This window comes from Pseudoxanthomonas sp. z9, from assembly GCF_006542425.1.
GTDB lineage: Bacteria > Pseudomonadota > Gammaproteobacteria > Xanthomonadales > Xanthomonadaceae > Pseudoxanthomonas_A.
On the sequence record NZ_VFID01000007.1, the window covers coordinates 793,861 to 811,860 of the forward strand.

15 protein-coding genes are annotated in these 18,000 nt (G+C 68.3%); 7 read left to right on the plus strand and 8 right to left on the minus strand.

Annotated elements, in window-relative coordinates:
• Nucleotides 1–83: 83 nt before the first annotated feature.
• Both FG323_RS10725 and gpmI read right to left on the minus strand, forming a co-directional pair.
• The gene (locus tag FG323_RS10725; RefSeq protein ID WP_141454522.1) at nt 84–1,334 is read right to left on the minus strand and encodes a peptidoglycan DD-metalloendopeptidase family protein; all 1,251 of its coding nucleotides are present in this window, start codon (nt 1,332–1,334) and stop codon (nt 84–86) included.
• Entirely contained in the window at nt 1,331–2,884 is a 1,554-nt protein-coding gene (gene gpmI, locus FG323_RS10730) for a 2,3-bisphosphoglycerate-independent phosphoglycerate mutase (protein WP_141454523.1), read from the minus strand. Before gpmI ends, FG323_RS10725 begins: the two co-directional genes overlap by 4 nt.
• Nucleotides 2,885–3,047: 163 nt before the next feature.
• On the opposite strand from gpmI, the gene FG323_RS10735 reads away from it, so the two are divergent.
• The 3 genes from FG323_RS10735 (at nt 3,048) to FG323_RS10745 (ending at nt 5,997) form a co-directional block, all read left to right on the plus strand.
• Nucleotides 3,048–3,710, plus strand: coding sequence for a hypothetical protein (locus tag FG323_RS10735; RefSeq protein ID WP_141454524.1), 663 nt, complete (start codon nt 3,048–3,050; stop codon nt 3,708–3,710).
• 63 nt (nt 3,711–3,773) lie between these two features.
• A complete protein-coding gene (locus FG323_RS10740) occupies nt 3,774–5,480 on the plus strand; it encodes a M28 family metallopeptidase (RefSeq protein WP_141454525.1) in 1,707 nt (568 codons plus the stop codon).
• A 127-nt stretch (nt 5,481–5,607) separates the two neighbouring features.
• Nucleotides 5,608–5,997, plus strand: coding sequence for an MAPEG family protein (locus FG323_RS10745; protein ID WP_141454526.1), 390 nt, complete (start codon nt 5,608–5,610; stop codon nt 5,995–5,997).
• Nucleotides 5,998–6,068: 71 nt separating this feature from the next.
• Here FG323_RS10745 and FG323_RS10750 read toward each other — a convergent pair whose 3' ends face one another.
• Nucleotides 6,069–6,788 (minus strand): pseudouridine synthase, encoded by a 720-nt coding sequence (locus FG323_RS10750; RefSeq protein WP_141454527.1) that lies wholly within the window; start codon nt 6,786–6,788, stop codon nt 6,069–6,071.
• A gap of 60 nt (nt 6,789–6,848) precedes the next feature.
• Between FG323_RS10750 and FG323_RS10755 the strand changes: the two genes are divergently transcribed.
• The 3 genes from FG323_RS10755 (at nt 6,849) to FG323_RS10765 (ending at nt 11,797) form a co-directional block, all read left to right on the plus strand.
• Nucleotides 6,849–9,623, plus strand: coding sequence for a pitrilysin family protein (locus tag FG323_RS10755; RefSeq protein ID WP_141454528.1), 2,775 nt, complete (start codon nt 6,849–6,851; stop codon nt 9,621–9,623).
• Nucleotides 9,624–9,749: 126 nt separating this feature from the next.
• Nucleotides 9,750–10,415, plus strand: a complete 666-nt coding sequence (locus FG323_RS10760) for a response regulator transcription factor (RefSeq protein WP_141454529.1) — start codon at nt 9,750–9,752, stop codon at nt 10,413–10,415.
• A 2-nt stretch (nt 10,416–10,417) separates the two neighbouring features.
• Nucleotides 10,418–11,797 (plus strand): ATP-binding protein, encoded by a 1,380-nt coding sequence (locus tag FG323_RS10765; RefSeq protein ID WP_141454530.1) that lies wholly within the window; start codon nt 10,418–10,420, stop codon nt 11,795–11,797.
• A gap of 9 nt (nt 11,798–11,806) precedes the next feature.
• Here the strand turns inward: FG323_RS10765 and FG323_RS10770 are convergent, their stop codons facing one another.
• Together FG323_RS10770 and FG323_RS10775 are read right to left on the minus strand one after the other, a co-directional pair.
• Entirely contained in the window at nt 11,807–12,826 is a 1,020-nt protein-coding gene (locus FG323_RS10770; protein ID WP_141454531.1) for an MBL fold metallo-hydrolase, read from the minus strand.
• Nucleotides 12,827–12,915: 89 nt separating this feature from the next.
• Nucleotides 12,916–13,446: a GNAT family N-acetyltransferase gene (locus FG323_RS10775; protein WP_181444169.1), complete on the minus strand. Its 531-nt coding sequence runs from the start codon at nt 13,444–13,446 to the stop codon at nt 12,916–12,918.
• 186 nt (nt 13,447–13,632) lie between these two features.
• Between FG323_RS10775 and FG323_RS10780 the strand changes: the two genes are divergently transcribed.
• Nucleotides 13,633–14,793 (plus strand): lactonase family protein, encoded by a 1,161-nt coding sequence (locus tag FG323_RS10780; RefSeq protein ID WP_141454533.1) that lies wholly within the window; start codon nt 13,633–13,635, stop codon nt 14,791–14,793.
• A 22-nt stretch (nt 14,794–14,815) separates the two neighbouring features.
• Here FG323_RS10780 and FG323_RS10785 read toward each other — a convergent pair whose 3' ends face one another.
• The 3 genes from FG323_RS10785 to FG323_RS10795 form a co-directional block, all read right to left on the minus strand.
• On the minus strand, nt 14,816–15,568 hold the full coding sequence (locus tag FG323_RS10785; RefSeq protein ID WP_141454534.1) for an N-acetylmuramoyl-L-alanine amidase: 753 nt from the start codon (nt 15,566–15,568) through the stop codon (nt 14,816–14,818).
• 124 nt (nt 15,569–15,692) lie between these two features.
• Entirely contained in the window at nt 15,693–17,351 is a 1,659-nt protein-coding gene (ubiB, locus tag FG323_RS10790; protein WP_141454535.1) for a ubiquinone biosynthesis regulatory protein kinase UbiB, read from the minus strand.
• Nucleotides 17,348–17,989, minus strand: a complete 642-nt coding sequence (locus tag FG323_RS10795) for an SCP2 sterol-binding domain-containing protein (protein WP_141454536.1) — start codon at nt 17,987–17,989, stop codon at nt 17,348–17,350. The genes ubiB and FG323_RS10795 overlap by 4 nt, the downstream gene beginning before the upstream one ends.
• Between the last annotated feature and the right edge of the window lie 11 nt (nt 17,990–18,000).

Sequence of the window (18,000 nt, forward strand, 5' to 3'; positions counted from 1 at the left end):
GGAAAGCGGCGGAACCATGGACCCCGCGCGGTCCACGGAGTTCGCCCGATTATGCGCGAACCGGCGGTGAATGGCGTTCCGGTTCAGCGCCGCTGCAGCCAACTGCCCGGGTCCACCGGCTGGCCGTTGCGGCGCAGTTCGAAGTACAGCGCCGGCGTGCCCTGGCCACCGGACGTGCCGACCTTGGCCACCGGATCGCCCCGCTTGACCTGGACACCAGCGTCGCGCAACAGGCTTTCGTTGTGCGCGTACAGGCTCATGTAGCCGTTGCCGTGGTCGATGATGAGGATCAGTCCGTAGCCGGTCATCCATTCGGAGAACACCACCGTGCCGTCGGCCACCGCGGTCACCGTGCTGCCGGCCGGCGCCCCGATGAGCACGCCCGAGCTGGTACGCCCGTCCGGCATCCGTCCGCCGTAACGGGCCAGCAGGTTGCCGGACAGCGGCCAGCCCAGCCCGCCAACCTTCAATGCGGGCGCGTTCGCCACTTCCGGGCGCGGGCGTGAAGGGGTTTCCGCAGCTCGCGAGGCGCCCTGGCGGGCCTGCGCGCGGGCGCGTTCCTCGGCCGCCTTGCGCGCGGCCGCACGGCGCTCGGCTTCGGCGCGCGCCGCTGCCGCCCGCAGGTTGGCAAGCAGGCGCTCCAGCGACCGTACATCCTGACCGAGCACCTTTTCGCGGTCGGCACGATCTTGGTAGCGCTGATCGAGATCGGCCACCAGGCGGGCCCGGCTCTGTCGATCCTTCTGCAACTGGTTCATCTGTCCGCGCAGGCGCTGGCGATCGGTATCCAGTTGCGCGCGCCGGCTGGTGATGTCCTGTTCGACCTGCGCCAGCGCCCGCAGCTCGGTGGTCAGACCGTCGATGCGGGCGGCGCGATCCCGCTGCAGGTAGCGGTGATAGGCCAGGGTACGGCTGGCGTCGGCGGCGCTGTCCTGCGACAGCAGCACCTTCAGCGGCGCGTCGCCACCGGTCATGTAGGCCGAGCGCACCAGTGCGGCCAGTTGTTCACGCTGTCCGCCCAACCGCTTCAACATGTCCTCGCGGCGTTGCTGCAGTTCGGCCAGTGCCGCTTCCTCGCGCCGCAGCGAGGATTCGGTTTCGGACAGCGTGCGGCTGCTGCGGCCGACCTGCTCGTCGGCCTCGCGCAGCTTGCGCGAGGCGTCGCCGCGCTCGCCTTCCAGCTTGCGCCGCTCCTGGGCGATCGATTTCAGTTCGCCGCGCGCCTTTTCCAGTTTCTTCTGCGCGTCGCGCTGGCTCTGCGCCGACACGCCGCCGCTGATCACGCCCAGCGCGATCAGCAGGCCGAGGCCGGTACGGAGCAGGCGACGCGTCATCGCGCAGCGGCGATCAGCGATTGGCCGGACATCTCGGCCGGTTGCGGCAGGCCCAGCAGATCCAGCAGGGTCGGGGCGACGTCGCGCAACGCGCCGCCCGCGCGCAGCGTCGTCGCGCGCTCGCCCACGTAGACCAGCGGCACCGGCCCGACCGTATGCGCGGTGTGCGGCTGTCCCGTTTCCGGATCCCGCATCATCTCCAGGTTGCCGTGATCGGCGGTGATGATCAGCGCGCCGTGCGCGGCGCGCACCGCGGCGTCCACCGCACCAATGGCCTGGTCCACCGCCTGCGCGGCGAGGATGGCGGCCTGCAGATCGCCGCTGTGACCGACCATGTCCGGATTCGCGATATTGCAGATGATCACGTCGAAGCGGCCGGAACCGATCGCGTCGACCAGCTTGGCGGTCAGCTCGGGGCAGCTCATTTCCGGCTGCAGATCGTAGGTCGCGACCTTGGGGCTGGGCACCAGGATGCGTTCCTCGCCGGCGAAGGGGTCCTCGCGCCCGCCGCTGAAGAAGAACGTCACGTGGGCGTATTTCTCGGTCTCGGCGATGCGCAACTGGGTCAGGCCCTGCTCGGCCAGAAGTTCTCCCAGCGTGTGCCGCAGGTCATCCGGCGGGAACGCCACCGGCGCCGGCAGCTTCGCGTCGTACTCGGTCAGGCAGACAAAGCGCGACAGCCGGGGGCGGCGGGCCTGGAAACCTTCGAAGTCCGGCGAGACGAACGCGGCCGTCAGCTGGCGCGCGCGATCGGCGCGGAAGTTCATGAACACCACGGCGTCGCCATCGGCCATCGGCTGCGCGCCGTCGATCACCGTGGGCAGCACGAACTCATCGTTCTCGCCGCGTGCGTACGCCGCCTGCAATGCGGCCACGCCGTCGACGGCACGGTATTCGCCCTGCGCCTCGACGATGGCATCCCACGCCTTGCGCAGGCGATCCCAGCGCTTGTCGCGATCCATGGCGTAGTAGCGGCCGCTGACCGTGGCCAGGCTGGCATTGCCCAGGCGTGCGCAGACATCCTGCAGCGCGCGCAGACTGGATTCGGCCGATTGCGGCGGCGTGTCGCGGCCGTCCAGGAAGGCATGCACGGCCACTTTCGGCACGCCACGGCGATGGGCCAGTTCCAGCATGGCGAAGATGTGGTTCTCGTGGCTGTGCACCCCGCCCGGCGAAAGCAGGCCGAACACGTGCAGGACATGCCCGCCCGCCTTGGCCGCCTCGCAGGCCGCCACCAGCTCGGTGGTGTCGAAGAAGCTGCCGTCCTCGATGGCGGCGTCGATGCGGGTCAGGTCCTGGTAGACGATGCGGCCGGCGCCCAGGTTCATGTGGCCCACCTCGGAATTGCCCATCTGGCCGTCCGGCAGGCCGACATGGCGCCCCTCGGTGTGGATGAGGGTATGCGGCGCGGTCGCCAGCAGGCGCCGCCAGTTCGGCAGCTCCGCCTGCGCCAGCGCGTTGTCGGTGGGATCTTCACGGTGGCCCCAGCCATCGAGAATCAGCAGGACGACGGGCTTGGGACGCGGGGAGGCGGACGGCGTTGGGGACACGGTGGGGGTTCCGGTGACTTCAGGCAGGTGAAGATTGTAGCGAAGCGTGCTGCGATGGCGGCGTTACCCTGAAGGCGGCGGGCGGTCCCGTCGCCAGGCCCGGTTAAACCTTTTTGGCGGCCCCGGCATCCAAACCCGTACTTTCGACGAACAGGACTTCACCATGACCCGTACTTCCCCTGCCCTGCTGCTGACCCTGGCATTGGCCGCCACGCCCGCCTTCGCCGGCAATGACGTCTCCAAGGTCAACGGCTCCATCACCGCCCAGGCCGGCCAGACCGTCGGCGACCTGAGCACCGTCAACGGCTCCATCACCGTCGAGGACAATGCCACGACGGGCTCGGTCGAAGCCGTCAACGGCTCGCTCAAGATCGGCGACGGCGCCCGCACCGCCGGCATGGAAACGGTCAACGGCGGTATCCGAGCCGGCAGCAAGGTGCAGGTCGATGGCGACGTGGAAACCGTCAACGGTCCGATCTTCCTGGATCGCGGCAGCCGCGTGCGCGAGGGCGTGTCCACCGTCAACGGCGCGATCGGCCTGGTCGCCACCGAAGTCGGCGGCAGCGTCGAGACGGTCAATGGCGACGTCACCGTGGGTGTGGATTCGCACGTGCGCGGCGGGCTGAAGGTCGAAAAGCCCAAGGGCAACTTCAACATCGAGCGCAAGCGTCCGCCCCGCATCGTGATCGGCCCCAATGCCACCGTCGACGGTCCGCTGGTGTTCGAGCGCGAAGTGGTCCTGTACGTCCACCGTACGGCCAAGGTTGGCCCGGTCACCGGCGCCACCGCCCGCCCGTTCGACACGCCGACCGCGCCGGCCGACTGAGCGCCGGGCACATCGCGCGGGACGATCGCATACACTCGGGATTCCTGGATTTGAGGAATCCCGATGTCCCGCAAGCTCCCTCTGGCGGCGGCCGTGCTGGCCGCCACCACCCTGCTCGCCGCGTGCAAGAAGCCTGACGCCGAAGCACCGGCCGCCACCGTGCCCGCCGCGCCTGCACCCGCGGATCACGCCTTTGCCCCGGCCATCAACGAGGCCGACTTCGCCCAACTGGTGAAAACCCTGTCCTCCGACGAGTTCGAGGGACGTGGCCCCGGTTCCACCGGCGAAGAAAAAACCGTCGCCTACCTGGAAGCGCAGATGAAGCGCATCGGCCTGCAGCCGGGCAACAACGGCAGCTTCTTCCAGGACGTGCCGATGGTGGAGACCACCGCCGACGAGGGCACCGTGCTGAAGCTGGAAAGCAACGGCAAGACGCGCGAGCTGAAGTTCGGCGTGGATTTCGTCGCCGGCACCCGTACCGGCGAGAAGGAGGTGAAGGTCGACGCCAGCGAGATGGTGTTCGTCGGCTACGGCGTGGACGCGCCGGAACAGCAGTGGAACGACTACGCCGGCCAGGACTGGAAGGGCAAGACGGTCGTCATGTTCGTCAACGATCCCGGCTTCCACACCGGCGACGAGAAGCTGTTCGAAGGCAAGCGCATGACCTACTACGGGCGCTGGACCTACAAATTCGAGGAAGCCGCGCGCAAGGGTGCTGCCGCTGCGTTCATCGTCCACGACACCCCCGGCGCCAGCTACGGCTGGGACGTGGTGAAGAATTCATGGTCCGGTGCGCAGTACGACCTGCCTGCCAAGGACGATCCCGAGCGCCGCATCCCGGTGCAGGGCTGGCTGACCGCCGACGCCGCCCGCCAGCTGTTCGCCGACGCCGGCCTGGATCTGGATGCCTCGTACAAGGCCGCCAACCAGCGCGGCTTCAAGCCGGTCTCGCTGAAAACCAAGGCCTCCGTCGATCTGAAGAGCAGCATCAGCGAAAAGAATTCGCGCAACGTGATCGGCGTGCTGCCGGGCACCGATCGCAAGGATGAGGCGGTGCTGTACATGGCGCACTGGGATCACCTGGGCAAGCATGAAGGCGAGACCGGCGACAACATCTACAACGGCGCGATCGACAACGCCACCGGCGTGGCCGGCATCCTGGAAATCGCCGACGCCTTCGCCCACCAGGATCCCAAGCCGAAGCGCTCGCTGGTGTTCCTGGCGGTGACCCTGGAGGAATCCGGCCTGCTCGGCTCCAAGTACTACGTCGCCCATCCGACCTTCCCGCTGGACAAGATCGCGGCGGTGATCAACATCGATGCAATGTCGGTGGCCGGCAAGGCCAAGGACATCACCGTGGTCGGCTTCGGCAGTTCCGAATTGGAGGACGTGCTCAAGCCGATCGCCACCGCGCAGGGCCGCACCCTGCACGGCGAGACCTCGGTGCAGAGCGGTTTCTACTTCCGATCGGATCACTTCAACTTCGCCAAGGCCGGCGTGCCGGCGCTGTATGCCGACGGCGGCGAGGATCTGGTCGAGGGCGGTATCGAGGCCGGCAAGAAGGCGGCCGAGGACTACGCGAAGCACTACCATTCGCCGAGCGATCAGTACTATCCGGAAACCTGGAAGCTGGACGGCACGGTGCAGGATCTGGAAGCGCTGTACGGCGTCGGCAAGGACATCGCCGGCGGCGACAAGTGGCCGAACTGGTATCCGGGCAATCCGTTCAAGGCGGCTCGCGACAAGATGATGCAGCCGGCGGCGAAGTAAACCGCGGTGGCATGACGGCAACGGCGCCTGCGGGCGCCGTTGCTGTTTGTGGCCGGACGGACCCGGGCCGGACGCCGGCTTCGCGGCGGGCTTCGGCTAGGCTATGCGGCAATCCAAGGAGGAATCCATGTCCATCGCTTACTGGTGCATCCTGATCGCCGCCCTGCTGCCCTACCTGTGGGTCACCATCGCCAAGCGTTCGGGCGAGCGCTACAACAACCGTGCGCCGCGGGAATGGCAGGCCAGGCAGGACAATCCGCGTTCGCATCGCGCCCATGCCGCGCACCTCAATGGCTTCGAATCCTTCCCGGCCTTCGTCGCCGGCGTGCTGATGGCGCAACTGGCCGGCATTGATCCCACCACCATCAACTTGCTGGCGATCGTATTCACCGTAGCGCGTGTACTGCATGGCGTGTTCTACATCGCCAACCAGGCCGCCCTGCGCAGCCTGGTATGGGTGGTCGGATTCGCCAGCGCGCTGGCGCTGATCGCGATGGCGGCGCTGAAGATCGCCTGACGGAACAGCAGCGGAGCAAGCTCGGCTCTACATCCCGGTTAGAGCCGAGCTTGCTCGGCTGAAGGGACCGGTCAGCGCAGTGATTCGTCCCAGCCGAACAGCGCGAAGGCGCGACGCAATTCGGCGTCCAGCGGCGCGATGGCGTCGATCCGCGCGCCACTGACCGGATGCAGGAACGACAGCCGCACCGCGTGCAGCAGCATGCGATGCACGCCATGCATGCGGAAGTTGCGGTTGTGGCGGCCGTCGCCGTGGCTGCTGTCACCGATCAGATGATGGGACAAATGCTTGAGGTGACGGCGAATCTGGCGGAAGCGCCCGGTTTCCGGGCGACAGCGCAGCAGCGCGTAGCGGGATGTGTCGAATCCCGCCGATGGCATCGCCAGTTCCCCTGTCGCCAGGCAGGTGAAGCGGGTCAGTGCCGGTTTCTTTTCCGGCTTGCCGGGTCCGCCATCCAATGGATAGTCGAGATCGATATGCGGCTCCGGCCAGCCCCGGCAGATCGCCAGATAGTCCTTTTCCACTTCGCGTGACATGAACGTCCGTCCCAGCGCCGAGGCGATATCGCGATCGAACGCCACCAGCAGGCAGCCGCTGGTGCCACGGTCCAGCCGGTGGATCAGGAAGATCGGCTTGCCGAAGCGCTCGCGCAGGCGATCGGCGAGGAATTCGGTTTCCCCGCGCGCCAGCTTGCTGTCGTGGACCATCAGGCCGGCCGGCTTGTCGATGACCGCCAGATCCACGTCCTGGTACAGCACGCCAATGTCGTTACCGCTCTCACTATCGCTCATGTAACGTCCAGTTCCCGCAAATCTGCGACACTGCGGGTTGCCGTTTACAGGGAGTCCTGCATGCAACCACGCCGCCTTATTCTCGCATTGGGCCTGGCATTGACGCTAAGCCTCGGCATGGCGCCGGCTTCCTTCGCGGATACCGCGTTGCCCCGCGGCGTGGTCGCCGGCCCCAGCGTCGAAGGCATCAGCGAGTACCGGCTGGGCAACGGCCTGCGGATCCTGCTGTTCCCGGATGCGAGCAAGCCCACGGTGACGGTGAACCTGGTCTACGGCGTCGGTTCGGTCCACGAGAACTATGGCGAAACCGGCATGGCGCACCTGCTGGAACACCTGCTGTTCAAGGGCACGCCGACTCACGCCGACATCAGCGGCGAGATGAAGAAGCGCGGCATCCAGTTCAACGCGACCACCGGACTGGATCGCACCAACTACTTCGCATCCTTTCCCGCCGATGACGCCACCCTCGACTGGGTGCTGGCGCTGGAAGCCGATCGCATGGTGCATTCCAACGTTGCGCGCAAGGATCTGGACAGTGAGATGACCGTGGTCCGCAACGAACTGGAAGCCGGCGAGAACAATCCCGGCGGCGTGCTGTTCCAGCGCATCCGCTCGACCGCGTTCCTGTGGCACAACTACGGCAACAGCACGATCGGCGCGCGTTCGGACGTCGAAGGCGTGCCGATTGAACGCCTGCAGGGCTTCTATCGCACCTGGTACCAGCCGGACAACGCCACCCTGATCATCGCCGGCCGCATCGATCCGGCGGCGACGCTGGCCCGGGTCGCCACCCATTTCGGTCCGCTCAAGAAACCCGCCCGCGCGCTACCCGCCTTCCATACCGCCGAGCCCGCGCAGGACGGTGAACGCCAGGTCGACGTGCGCCGGGCCGGCGACGTGCGCATCGTCGCCGCGGCTTATCACATTCCCGCCGCAGGCCACCCGGACAGCCCGGCGTTGAGCGTGCTGGGCAACGTGCTGGGACATACACCGGGCGGCCGCCTGCACAAGACACTGGTGCAGCCGCACATCGCCGCCGGCAGCGGCGCCGGCAGCGAATCGCTGCGCGATCCGGGCCTGTTCACCGCGCTGGCGGTGCTGCCGAAGGACGGTGACGCGGCCAAGGCCGAGCAGGAACTGCTGGCCCAGGTCGAGGGCGTGGCCCGCAAGCCGGTGACCGAGGCGGAAGTCGAGGAAGCCAAGCAGCGCATCGCCAACGCCTATGAACTTTATTTCACCGACGTCAACGCGGTCGGCATGGGGCTGTCGGAATTCCTGGCCGCCGGCGACTGGCGGCTGCTGTTCATCACCCGCGACGCGATTGCCAAGGTCACCGCCGCCGACGTCAACCGGGTGGCCGCCGAGTACCTGAAGACCAGCAACCGCACGCTCGGCCGCTTCATTCCCACCGACCCGCCGGATCGCGTCACCATCACCCCGCGTCCGGAGATCGCCAAGCTGGTGGACGGCTACGTCGGACGCGCCGCCGTATCGGCCGGCGAACAGTTCGATCCCACGCCACGGAACCTGGAAGCGCGCACCCAGCGCTTCACCCTCGGCAACGGCCTGCGGGTGGCGCTGCTGCCGCGCAAGACCCGCGGCGAGACGGTGGTGGTGGACGCCAACTTCCGGTTCGGCGACGTCGCTTCGCTGACCGGCCGGCAGGACGCCTCCGGCTTGGCCGGCGCCATGCTCATGCGCGGCAGCACCACGCTGAGCCGGGAACAGATCGACCAGCGCTTCGAAGCCCTGAAGACCCAGGCCAGCGTCAGTGGCGGCCTGCAGGGCGCCGGGATTTCCCTGCTGAGCCGGCGCGCGCAATTGGCCGACGCGCTGGCACTGGCGGCGGACATCCTGCGCCATCCGGCTTTCCCGGAAAGCGAATTCGAACAACTGCGCCTGCAGGCCCTCACCGGTATGGAGGCCTCGCGCAAGGAACCCGGCGCGGTCGCCGGCCAGGCGCTGGCGCATCATTTCGATCCCTGGCCGAAAGGCCATCCGCTGCACATCGATACCCTGGACGAGGCGATCGCCGCGGTGAAGGCGCTCAAGCGCGAGGATCTGGCGGCGTTCCATCGCGACTTCTACGGCACCGCCGAGGGTGAAATCGCCGTGGTCGGCGACTTCGATCCGGTGGCGGTGCGCGCGCAACTGGAATCCCTGTTCGCGAGCTGGAACTCACCGCATCCGTACGCGCCGATCAACACCCGCTACACCCCGGTCGCCGCGACCCACCAACGCCTGTCCACGCCGGACAAACCCAACGCGGTCTTGCTCGCACGCAGCAACCTGTCGCTCAAGGTCACCGATCCCGACTATCCGGCGATGCTGATCGCCAACCGCATCTTCGGCGGCGGCGCGCTCAAATCGCGCCTCGGGGACCGCATCCGCCAGAAGGAAGGCCTGAGCTACGGCGTATCCAGTGCGGTACGCGCCGATGACAGCCGCGAAGGCACCGACGACAACGGCAGCTTCAACATCCAAGCCATCGCCGCGCCGGAAAACATGGCCAGGGTGGAAGCCGCCATCCGCGAGGAACTGGCGCGGCTGGTCCACGACGGCATCACCGAAGAGGAACTGCGCGATGCCGTCTCCGGCACGCTGACCGAGCGGCGCCAGGGTCGTGCCGAAGACGGTGCCGTCGCCGGCATGCTGTCCGATCAGGCGTACTACGGCCGCACCATGCAGTTCACCGCCGACCTGGACGCCGCCTACGGCGCGCTGACCCGGGAACAGGTCAATGCCGCCATCCGCAAGCACTTCAAGCCGGAGACGCTGAGCGTGTACCTAGCCGGCGACTTCGCAAAGGCGACCGCGACACAATCCGTCCAGTAGGACCGGAAGGCGGGACGGACGGGACCCCGCCGGGGTCCCTCCCCACCCGTTCTGCCGTGGGCGGATTAAGACGGCTTTAAAGCGCGCGGTTTACCATCGGTTCCCCTGTTTTTCCGGAACCTCGCCGTGACCCCGATCCTGCTGGTGGAAGACGACCGCATGCTCGGCGATGCCGTGGCCGCGGCCCTGCGCCAGGACGGCTGGGAGGTGGCCCGCGCCGAGGATGCCGGCGCCGCCAAGACCGCGCTGATCGACCACGCCTTCGCCGCGGTCCTGCTGGACCTGGGCCTGCCGCGCGGATCCGGCCTGGATGTCCTGAACGCGTTGCGCCAGCGCTACGACACCACCCCGGTGCTCATCGTCACCGCCCGCGACCAGCTCAGCGATCGCGTGCGCGGCCTGGACGCCGGCGCCGACGACTACATCGTCAAGCCATTCCAGACCGACGAGCTGTGCGCGCGCCTGCGCGCGGTGGTGCGGCGCAGCCAGGGCCGGGTGGCGCCGGTGCTGTCCTACCGCGACGTGGTCCTGGATCCGGCGGCCCGCGCGGTCACCCGCGGCGGCCAGGCGGTGAAACTGGGCGTGCACGAGTACCGCACGCTGATGGCGCTGATGGAACGCCAGGGCCGGGTGGTCGCGCGCGACGCGCTGGAGTCGCTGGTCTATGGCGGCGACGGCACCATCGAGAGCAACACCATCGCCGTCTACATCCACCAGTTGCGACGCAAGCTCGGCGACGACTTCATCACCACGGTGCACGGATTCGGCTACCGCGTCGGCGAGGTGGAGTGAGGATGAGGCGCCACCATTCGCTCAAGGGCAAGCTGCTGGCCACGCTGATGGGCGTCAGCCTGATCGGCTGGCTGATCTGGCTGGGTTGCCAGTACGTGCAGGTCTCGCGGCAGCAGAACGGGCACTGGGACCAGTCGCTGCGCGAGGTCGGCCAGCAGATCCTGATGTCGATGCCGAGCGACGTCGATACCGTCGGTGGCCGTTCGCGCCTGCAACTGCCGGCGGATCTGCCCGCCCAGCCCAACTACAAGTTCGACAAGATCCGCTTCCAGGTCTGGAGCCTGCAGCGTCGCGAGAGCATCGTGTCGTCCAACGGCGCGCCGAAGACCCCGCTGCAGCCCAGTTTCCGGACCGGACTGGCCAACACCCGCACCGCCGGCGACGACTGGCGCGTCTACGCGGTCACCGACGCCAGCGGTCGCGTGCAGGTGCAGGTCGGCATGTCGCGCAAGCAATTGCGGGCCGAGGTGGCCTGGTGGGTGAAGATCACCCTGCTGTCGGCGGTGGCGCTGATGGTGGGGCTGGCGCTGGCAATCTGGGCGGCGATCGGCTGGAGCCTGCGCCCGGTGAATCGCCTGCGCAATCTGATGTCGCAGCGTGATGCGCTGGATTTGGCTCCGCTGCCCACCGCCGGCATCCCGCGCGAGATCCAGCCGCTGGTGCAATCCTTCAATGGCCTGCTGTCCCGGCTGGCCGACGCGATGCACGGCGAGCGCCAATTCCTGGCCGACGCCGCGCATGAACTGCGCACGCCGCTGGCGGCGTTGCAGACCCAGACCCAGGTCGCGCTGCGCGCCGGCAGCGAGGCCGACGCCCGGCAGGCGCTGGGCCAGCTCGCCCACGGCATCGAACGCACGTCGCGGCTGGCGCAGCAGCTGCTCGACTCGGCCCGCCTCGACGCCTCGCAGCGTCGCCATGACCACGCGACGGTCGAACTCGCCGACGTGGTGACGATGGTGGTGCGCGAGTTCGAGATCATGGCTTCGCGCCGGCAGCAGACCATCGTGCTCAACACCGCGGTCGCGCCGGTGTCCGGCGATCTCGACGATCTGGGCGTGCTGGTGCGCAACCTGATCGACAACGCCATCCGCTACAGCGGCGAAGGCGGCCGGGTGGTGGTGGCCTGTGGCCGCGGCGCGGATGGCGCGGGCGTGGAGTTGACCGTCACCGACAACGGCCCCGGCGTCCCGCGGGAAGAACGCGCGCAGATCTTCGATCGGTTCTTCCGCGGCAGCAACGGCAATGGCGAACGCGGCAGCGGCATCGGCCTGTCTCTGGTCCGGCGCATCGCCCAGTCTTATGGCGCGGAAGTCACCCTGGATGACGGGCTGGATGGACGCGGCCTGTCGATTCGCGTGCGGTTCCCGGATCCGGAACGCTGACGCCCGCACTCAACGCGGCAGGCGCCACCACGGCGTGAACGCCTGCGGCGCGTCCAGCGCAACCGCCTGCCCGATCATCGGCGTGCTCAGGGCCACGCCGCGCTCGGCGGCGATCGCGCTGACCGCTTCCATGGGCGCGTTCCAGTCGTGGAAGGCCAGATCGAAGGTGCCGTTGTGGATTGGCATCATCCAGCGCCCACGCAGATCCAGGTGGGCCTGCACGCTCTGCTCCGGCAGCATGTGCACGCCTTCCCACAGCGGGTCATAGGCGCCGCATTCGAGCAGGGTCAGATCGAACGGCCCCAGCCGCTCACCGATTTCGCGAAAGCCGGGGAAGTAGCCCGTGTCGCCGCTGAAGAAGATTTTCTGGTGCGGGGTCTCGATGACCCAGGATGACCACAGGGTGGGATTGCGCTGGAACGGCGCGCGTCCGGAGAAATGCTGTGCGGGGGTGGCGGTCAGGTGCAGGCCACCCACCCGCACCGACTGCCACCAGTCCAGTTGGGTGATCCGATCCTTCGGCACGCCCCAGCGCGCCAGAAGATCGCCTACGCCCAGCGGGGTGATGAAGCGTTCGGCGCGCCCGGCAAGGGCCCGGATCGTCGCCTTGTCCAGGTGATCGTAGTGATCATGCGACAGGATGACGCCGGCGATGGGCGGAAGCTCGGACAGCGCGATCGCCGGCGCGTGGAAACGCTTGGGACCGGCCCATTGCACCGGCGAGGCACGCTCGGAGAACACCGGGTCGGTGATCCAGTAGCCGCCTTCAAGCTTCAGCAGGATGGTCGAATGGCCAATGCGATAGAGCGTGCCGTCCGCGGCCGCGTCCAGTTCCGCGCGGGTGATTTTCCGGACCGGCAGCGCGGCGGGCGGCACGGTACGCTCGGATTTTCCGAACATGAAACGCCACCACAAGCCGGGAATTTCCCGCGTGGCCGGCTGGCGGGGTTCGACCGGATTGCGGAATGCGCGCTCGCCATACTGCGGCGACTGCGGATAGGGAACGGTGCTGCAAGCGGACAGGGACATGTAGAGCATTCCGGCGATCAGGAACAGGAAGAAGGCGGCGACGCGCCGGCCGGGGCGCCGCCGGGGGGAGGAACGGCGGCGCCCGCGGCTCATGATGCGGTCGGGATGGACAGGCGGAGCGTGCCGCTGCGGCCATCGCCAATGCTGGCACCGCTGATCTGCAGCGGCGGCAGGTACGTGCCCTGCTGCCACTGCACCGCGAAACATCCCAGTTGCGACGCCGTCTCGCTTGCCGACGCGAGCAGGCGCGTTTCCACGTCGCGGCCGCGATGCGCCGGATCCACGTACAGCGATTCCAGTCGCAGGTAATAGCCGCGTTCCAGCAGCGAGAAACCGACGGTGGCGGCGGCATAGCCGACCGCGGCCTCACCGTCGCGCGCGACCCAGGCCCAGGCACGCAGCGGTGGATCGAACAGGGCTTCCATCAATTCGAGCAGGCCCGCCGATGCCTCCCGGCCTTCCGTCGCCGGATACCGGCCCTGGTCGTGCTGTAGATCGCACAACGCCATCAGGACCTCGATATCGCGGCGGGAAACCCGGGTGACGGCGTACCCGGCCATGGCGGGAAAGGTGGGTGGCGATACGCGACTGCGTGGCACGAGAGCGGGGAACAGGTTCACGGGATTCCTCCGGGTGGGGGCTGCATTGCGTCGCGGCGCATCCTGCGCCGGCGGCATTAAAAGGGCTTTAAGTCGCCGCCACCCCGTTGGTGCCGGCATGCCGGTGTTCATGAAACCCGCCAGCTGAACACGCATCCGGGGCGAATGCGCTTAGGATTCCGGCCTCCCCTTTTCCGGAACGCCTCCATGCCTGGTCGTGTCGCACCTGCCGCAGGGTGCCTGCTGGCCTGCCTGCTCGCCGTCGCGCCTGCGCATGCCCAGGTGCTCGGCATCGCCCTGGACGGCAAGGCGCGGATGAACAATGGCGAGGTGGAAATACTCGGGACGCCCGCACCGGATCGCGCGGCGTTCTACGACACCGCCAACGGACAACTGCGGCTGCTCGGCGAAGTCGAGGTGCCGATCAGTTTCCAAGGGCCGCCGTCCAGCATCGCGATCAGCGCGGATCGCCGGCAGGCGCTGGTCACCGCTTTCACCCGCGCCGATCCCGGGCGCGCCGGCGCGTTCACCGCCAATCACGAGATGGCGGTAATCGATCTGGCTTCAACGCCGATGCGCGTCACGCAGACACTTACCCTGGCGGCGGCGCCCTCGTCGGTGAGCCTGCATCCGGATGGCCGCCACGCCTGGGTACCGCATACCGGCGCCGACAGTGTCAGCGTGCTGGAAAAACGCGCCGAGCGCTGGGAAGTCGTCGAGGTGGCCCGCTTCGAAGCAGGCAGCGCGCCGATCGCAACAGCGTTCAGCGCCGATGGTACGCATGCACTGGTGAGCTTGCCGGGCAGTCAGCGAATCGCCTGGCTCGTGGTGGAGCAGGGCCGACCGGTCCTGCCCTTCCGCCACGAGATGAGCGCCGGCGTCGGCCCCACCGCGCTGTCGTTCTGCGGCGACACCGGACTGGCGGTGGTCGCGAATTACGGCAAGGTGACCGGCGACGTCGATACCGTCAGCCTGATAGACACCCGCGGCGCGCTGCCGCGGGTCATCGATACGGCCTCCGTCGGCATGTCGCCGGAAGGCGTGGCCTGCGCGCCCGATGGTCGTCATGCGGCCGCGGCCCTGCAGAACATGAGCACGCTTCCGCGCTCGCATCCGCTGTATTCGCCGGACAGCCGGCTGGTGGTGCTGGCCATCGAATCGGGCCGGCTGCGACGCGTGGCCGAAACCGGCTTCGGCGGCTGGGCGCAAGGGGTCGGATTCCTTGACGACTCGCGCACGGTGTTCGCCGAGAGCATGATCGATCGGCGCGTGCATGTGTTCCGACTGGACGATGAAGCGCTGGTGGCGCAGCCGGGACTTTCCTTCAAGGCCGGCTCGCCCGCCGCCTACGGGTTGTCCGGGCGGTAGCGGGCGTCTTCCGCGCGATGGGCTACTCGCCCGCGGACTGTCGCACCAGCGACGCCAGGATGCGCAGATCCTCCTCGTCCAGCAGATCGGTCTCGGTGCCGCGGAAGCGGCGGTGGAAAGCGCGCACGGTGGCGGCGCGATCGTCCAGTGGATAGCCGATCAGGCGCAGCGCGTTCCAGGGATCGAATCCCGCCGGCGCCGGTGGCGCATCGGCGGCCGGCCAGAGACCGAAGCCGGCTTCGGCCAGCCGCTTCCACGGGAAGCGCGTGCCCGGATCCTGCTTGCGGGTGGGCGCGAAATCGGCATGCGCGACGATCTGGGTGCGCGGGATGTACAGCCGCTTGCACAGATCCTCCAGCAACACGATCAGACTGTCGATCTGCCCGGCGGGAAACTCGGAGTGCCCGTCGTTGTCCAGCTCGATGCCGATGGAAACGTTGTTGACGTCGGTGATCGTGCCCCAGCGGCCGCCCCCCGCGTGCCAGGCGCGCAGTTCGTCGGCGACCAGTTGGTAGCGTCGGCCGTCGCGGCCGATCAGGTAGTGCGCGCTCACCGGCCCGCCGGAATTTTCCGTCCGCAGGGTCTCCAGGCTTTCGGCCACCGAATTCTGCTCGGTGGCGTGGATGACGATCAGGATCGGCCTGCGCGCTTCATGATTCGGCGAGGGCGCCCAATGCGCGAGCGGGTTGTGTTCCTGTTTCGGTACGTGCGTGCAGGCGCCAAGCGCCAGGACCGTCATCGCCAGCAATACTTTCAGGAATACCGGTTTCCGCATCGGGTCATCACTCGCTGATTGCCAAGATCGTCATGGAGCAGTTGTAGGTGCGACGTGAGTCGCGAAAGCGCGGCGGGCATCCGGTCGCGACTTACGTCGCTCCTACAGGGGAGCCGGTTTCCGGTCACCGGCGCGGCCAGGCCGCCAGCAGCGCCCACAGGCCGCCGATGCCGGCGATCCAGGCCGAGGCCGGCACCGAGAAGATACGCGGGCCGCCCGCTTCCAGCCCGTACAGCACCGCCGCCACCAGCAGCAGGCCCACGCCCAGGATCGCGGCGACGATCCGGCGCTGCATGCCACGCAGCGTCGTCGCCAGATCGGCCAGATCGCGCGAGCGCATCGCCAGTTCGTGCTTGCCCTCGACCTGCTGGGTCAACCAGGCGTGCACCAGTCGAGGCATGTCCGGCGCGTGGGTCATGATTTCCGGCAGGCGCTTGCGGAACTCCTGCACCGCGCGCTGCGGGCTGTAGCGCTCCAGCAGGATCTTCTCCAGCACCGGCCGCGCGACCGCCCAGATGTCCAGGCGCGGATCCAGCTGGCGGCCGACCCCCTCGATGTTGAGCAGGGTCTTCTGCAGCAGGATCAGCTGCGGCTGCAGGGTCAGCTCGTATTTCTGCGCGGTGCGGAACAACTTGAGTAGCACTTCCGCCAGCGAGATCTCCGACAGCGGACGGGTGAAGTAGGGCTCGCACACCGCGCGCGCGGCCGCTTCCAGCTCGTCGATGCGCACGGTCGCCGGCATCCAGCCGGCCTCGACGTGCAGCTCGGCGATGCGCCGGTAATCCTTGTTGAAGATGGCCATGAAGTTCTCGGCCAGGTAGTACTGGTCTTCCGGCGAGAGCTGCCCGGTGATGCCGAAGTCCAGGGCGATGAAGCGCGGATTGGCGCGGCGCGCCGGATCGCTGTCGACCCAGATGTTGCCGGCATGCGCGTCGGCGTGGAAGAAGTTGTCGCGGAACACCTGGGTGTAGAACACCCGCACGCCCTTGGCCGCCAGCGCGCGCCGATCCACGCCGGCCGCGTCGAGTGCGGCCACGTCGTCGGACGGGATGCCGTGCACGCGCTCCATGGTCAGCACACGTTCGCTGGTGTGCGTCCAGAGGATTTCCGGCACGTACAGATCGTCGGAGTCCTTCCAGAAACGCCGCATCACGCTGGCGTTGGCGCCCTCGCGCTGCAGATCCAGCTCGGCGGCCAGGGTGGATTCGATCTCGGCGACGATCTCGCGCGGGCGGATCTTGTCGGCGCTCGGGTGGGCGCGCTCGACCAGCGCGGCGACCGATTTCAGCAGGGAGATATCGGCGGCGATCTGCTTCTCGATGTCCGGACGCAGCACCTTGACCACGACTTCGCGCCCCTCCGGCAAGGTCGCGGCGTGCACCTGGGCGATCGAGGCCGACGCCAGCGGCGAGGTGTCGAACTGGGCGAAGGCCTCGCCGATCGGCCGGCCCAGCGCCTGTTCGACGATGGCGCGTGCGGCGTCCCCATCGAAGGGCTTGACCCGGTCCTGCAGCAGCGACAGCTCCTCGGCCACGTCCGGTGGCACCAGATCGCGGCGGGTGGACAGGATCTGGCCGAACTTGACGAAAATTGGCCCCAGTTCCTGCAGCGCCAACCGCAGGCGCGCGCCGCGCGGCTGCGCGGCGATCTCGGCCGAGGCGCGCGGCACGAACGGTCGCGCCAGTTTCAGCCAGCGCTCGGCCGGGGTGTCGTCGAGCAGGTCATCGAGTCGATAGCGCAGCAGTACCCGGCCAATCTTGCTGGCGCGCAGCACCGGCTTCATGCGGCGCCCCCGCGCCGGGCCGCCAGCCGCTGCACGCGCGCGGCCAGCCGCTCGACGTCGTCGCGCAGCGCATCGACATCGTCGTGGAAGGCATTCAGTTCCGCGCGCGCGACCACATCGCGCGATTCCTCGGTAAGGTACTCGGCGGTGTTCTCGGCGAAGCCACGCGCGGCGGTGCGCGTCTGGCGCAACCCGGCGCGAAGGGCGTCGGCGATCTGCACGCCCAGGATGTCGCCGAACGCGGCGGTGAAGGGCTGCTGCCAGTCCGGGTCGAAACGTTCGGCCAGCGTCTGCAGGCGGCGCGCCAGGTCGGCATCGCCGGAAATGCGCATGCGCCCCACCGGCGCGGCGTTGTCGCGGCGCAGGAACGGCAGCTGCGACAGGATGCCGCCGAGGGTGGCGCGCACGGCCAGATCGGGCTCGTGTACCTCATGGACCGGGCCGACCTGCAACTCGCCGCCGCCCACCCGGATTTCCATCGCAACCGCGGGCGACTCCAGTGCCAGCGCCACGCGCCGGCCCTCCAGTGGCGCCAGGCCGGCGCGGGTGTCGGGATCCAGGGCCAGCGCGCGATTGAGCGCGGCTTCCAGCGCGCGGCCGGCGAAGGGCTTGAGCAGGTCGAAGGGCGAGGCGGACATGCCGCCATTCT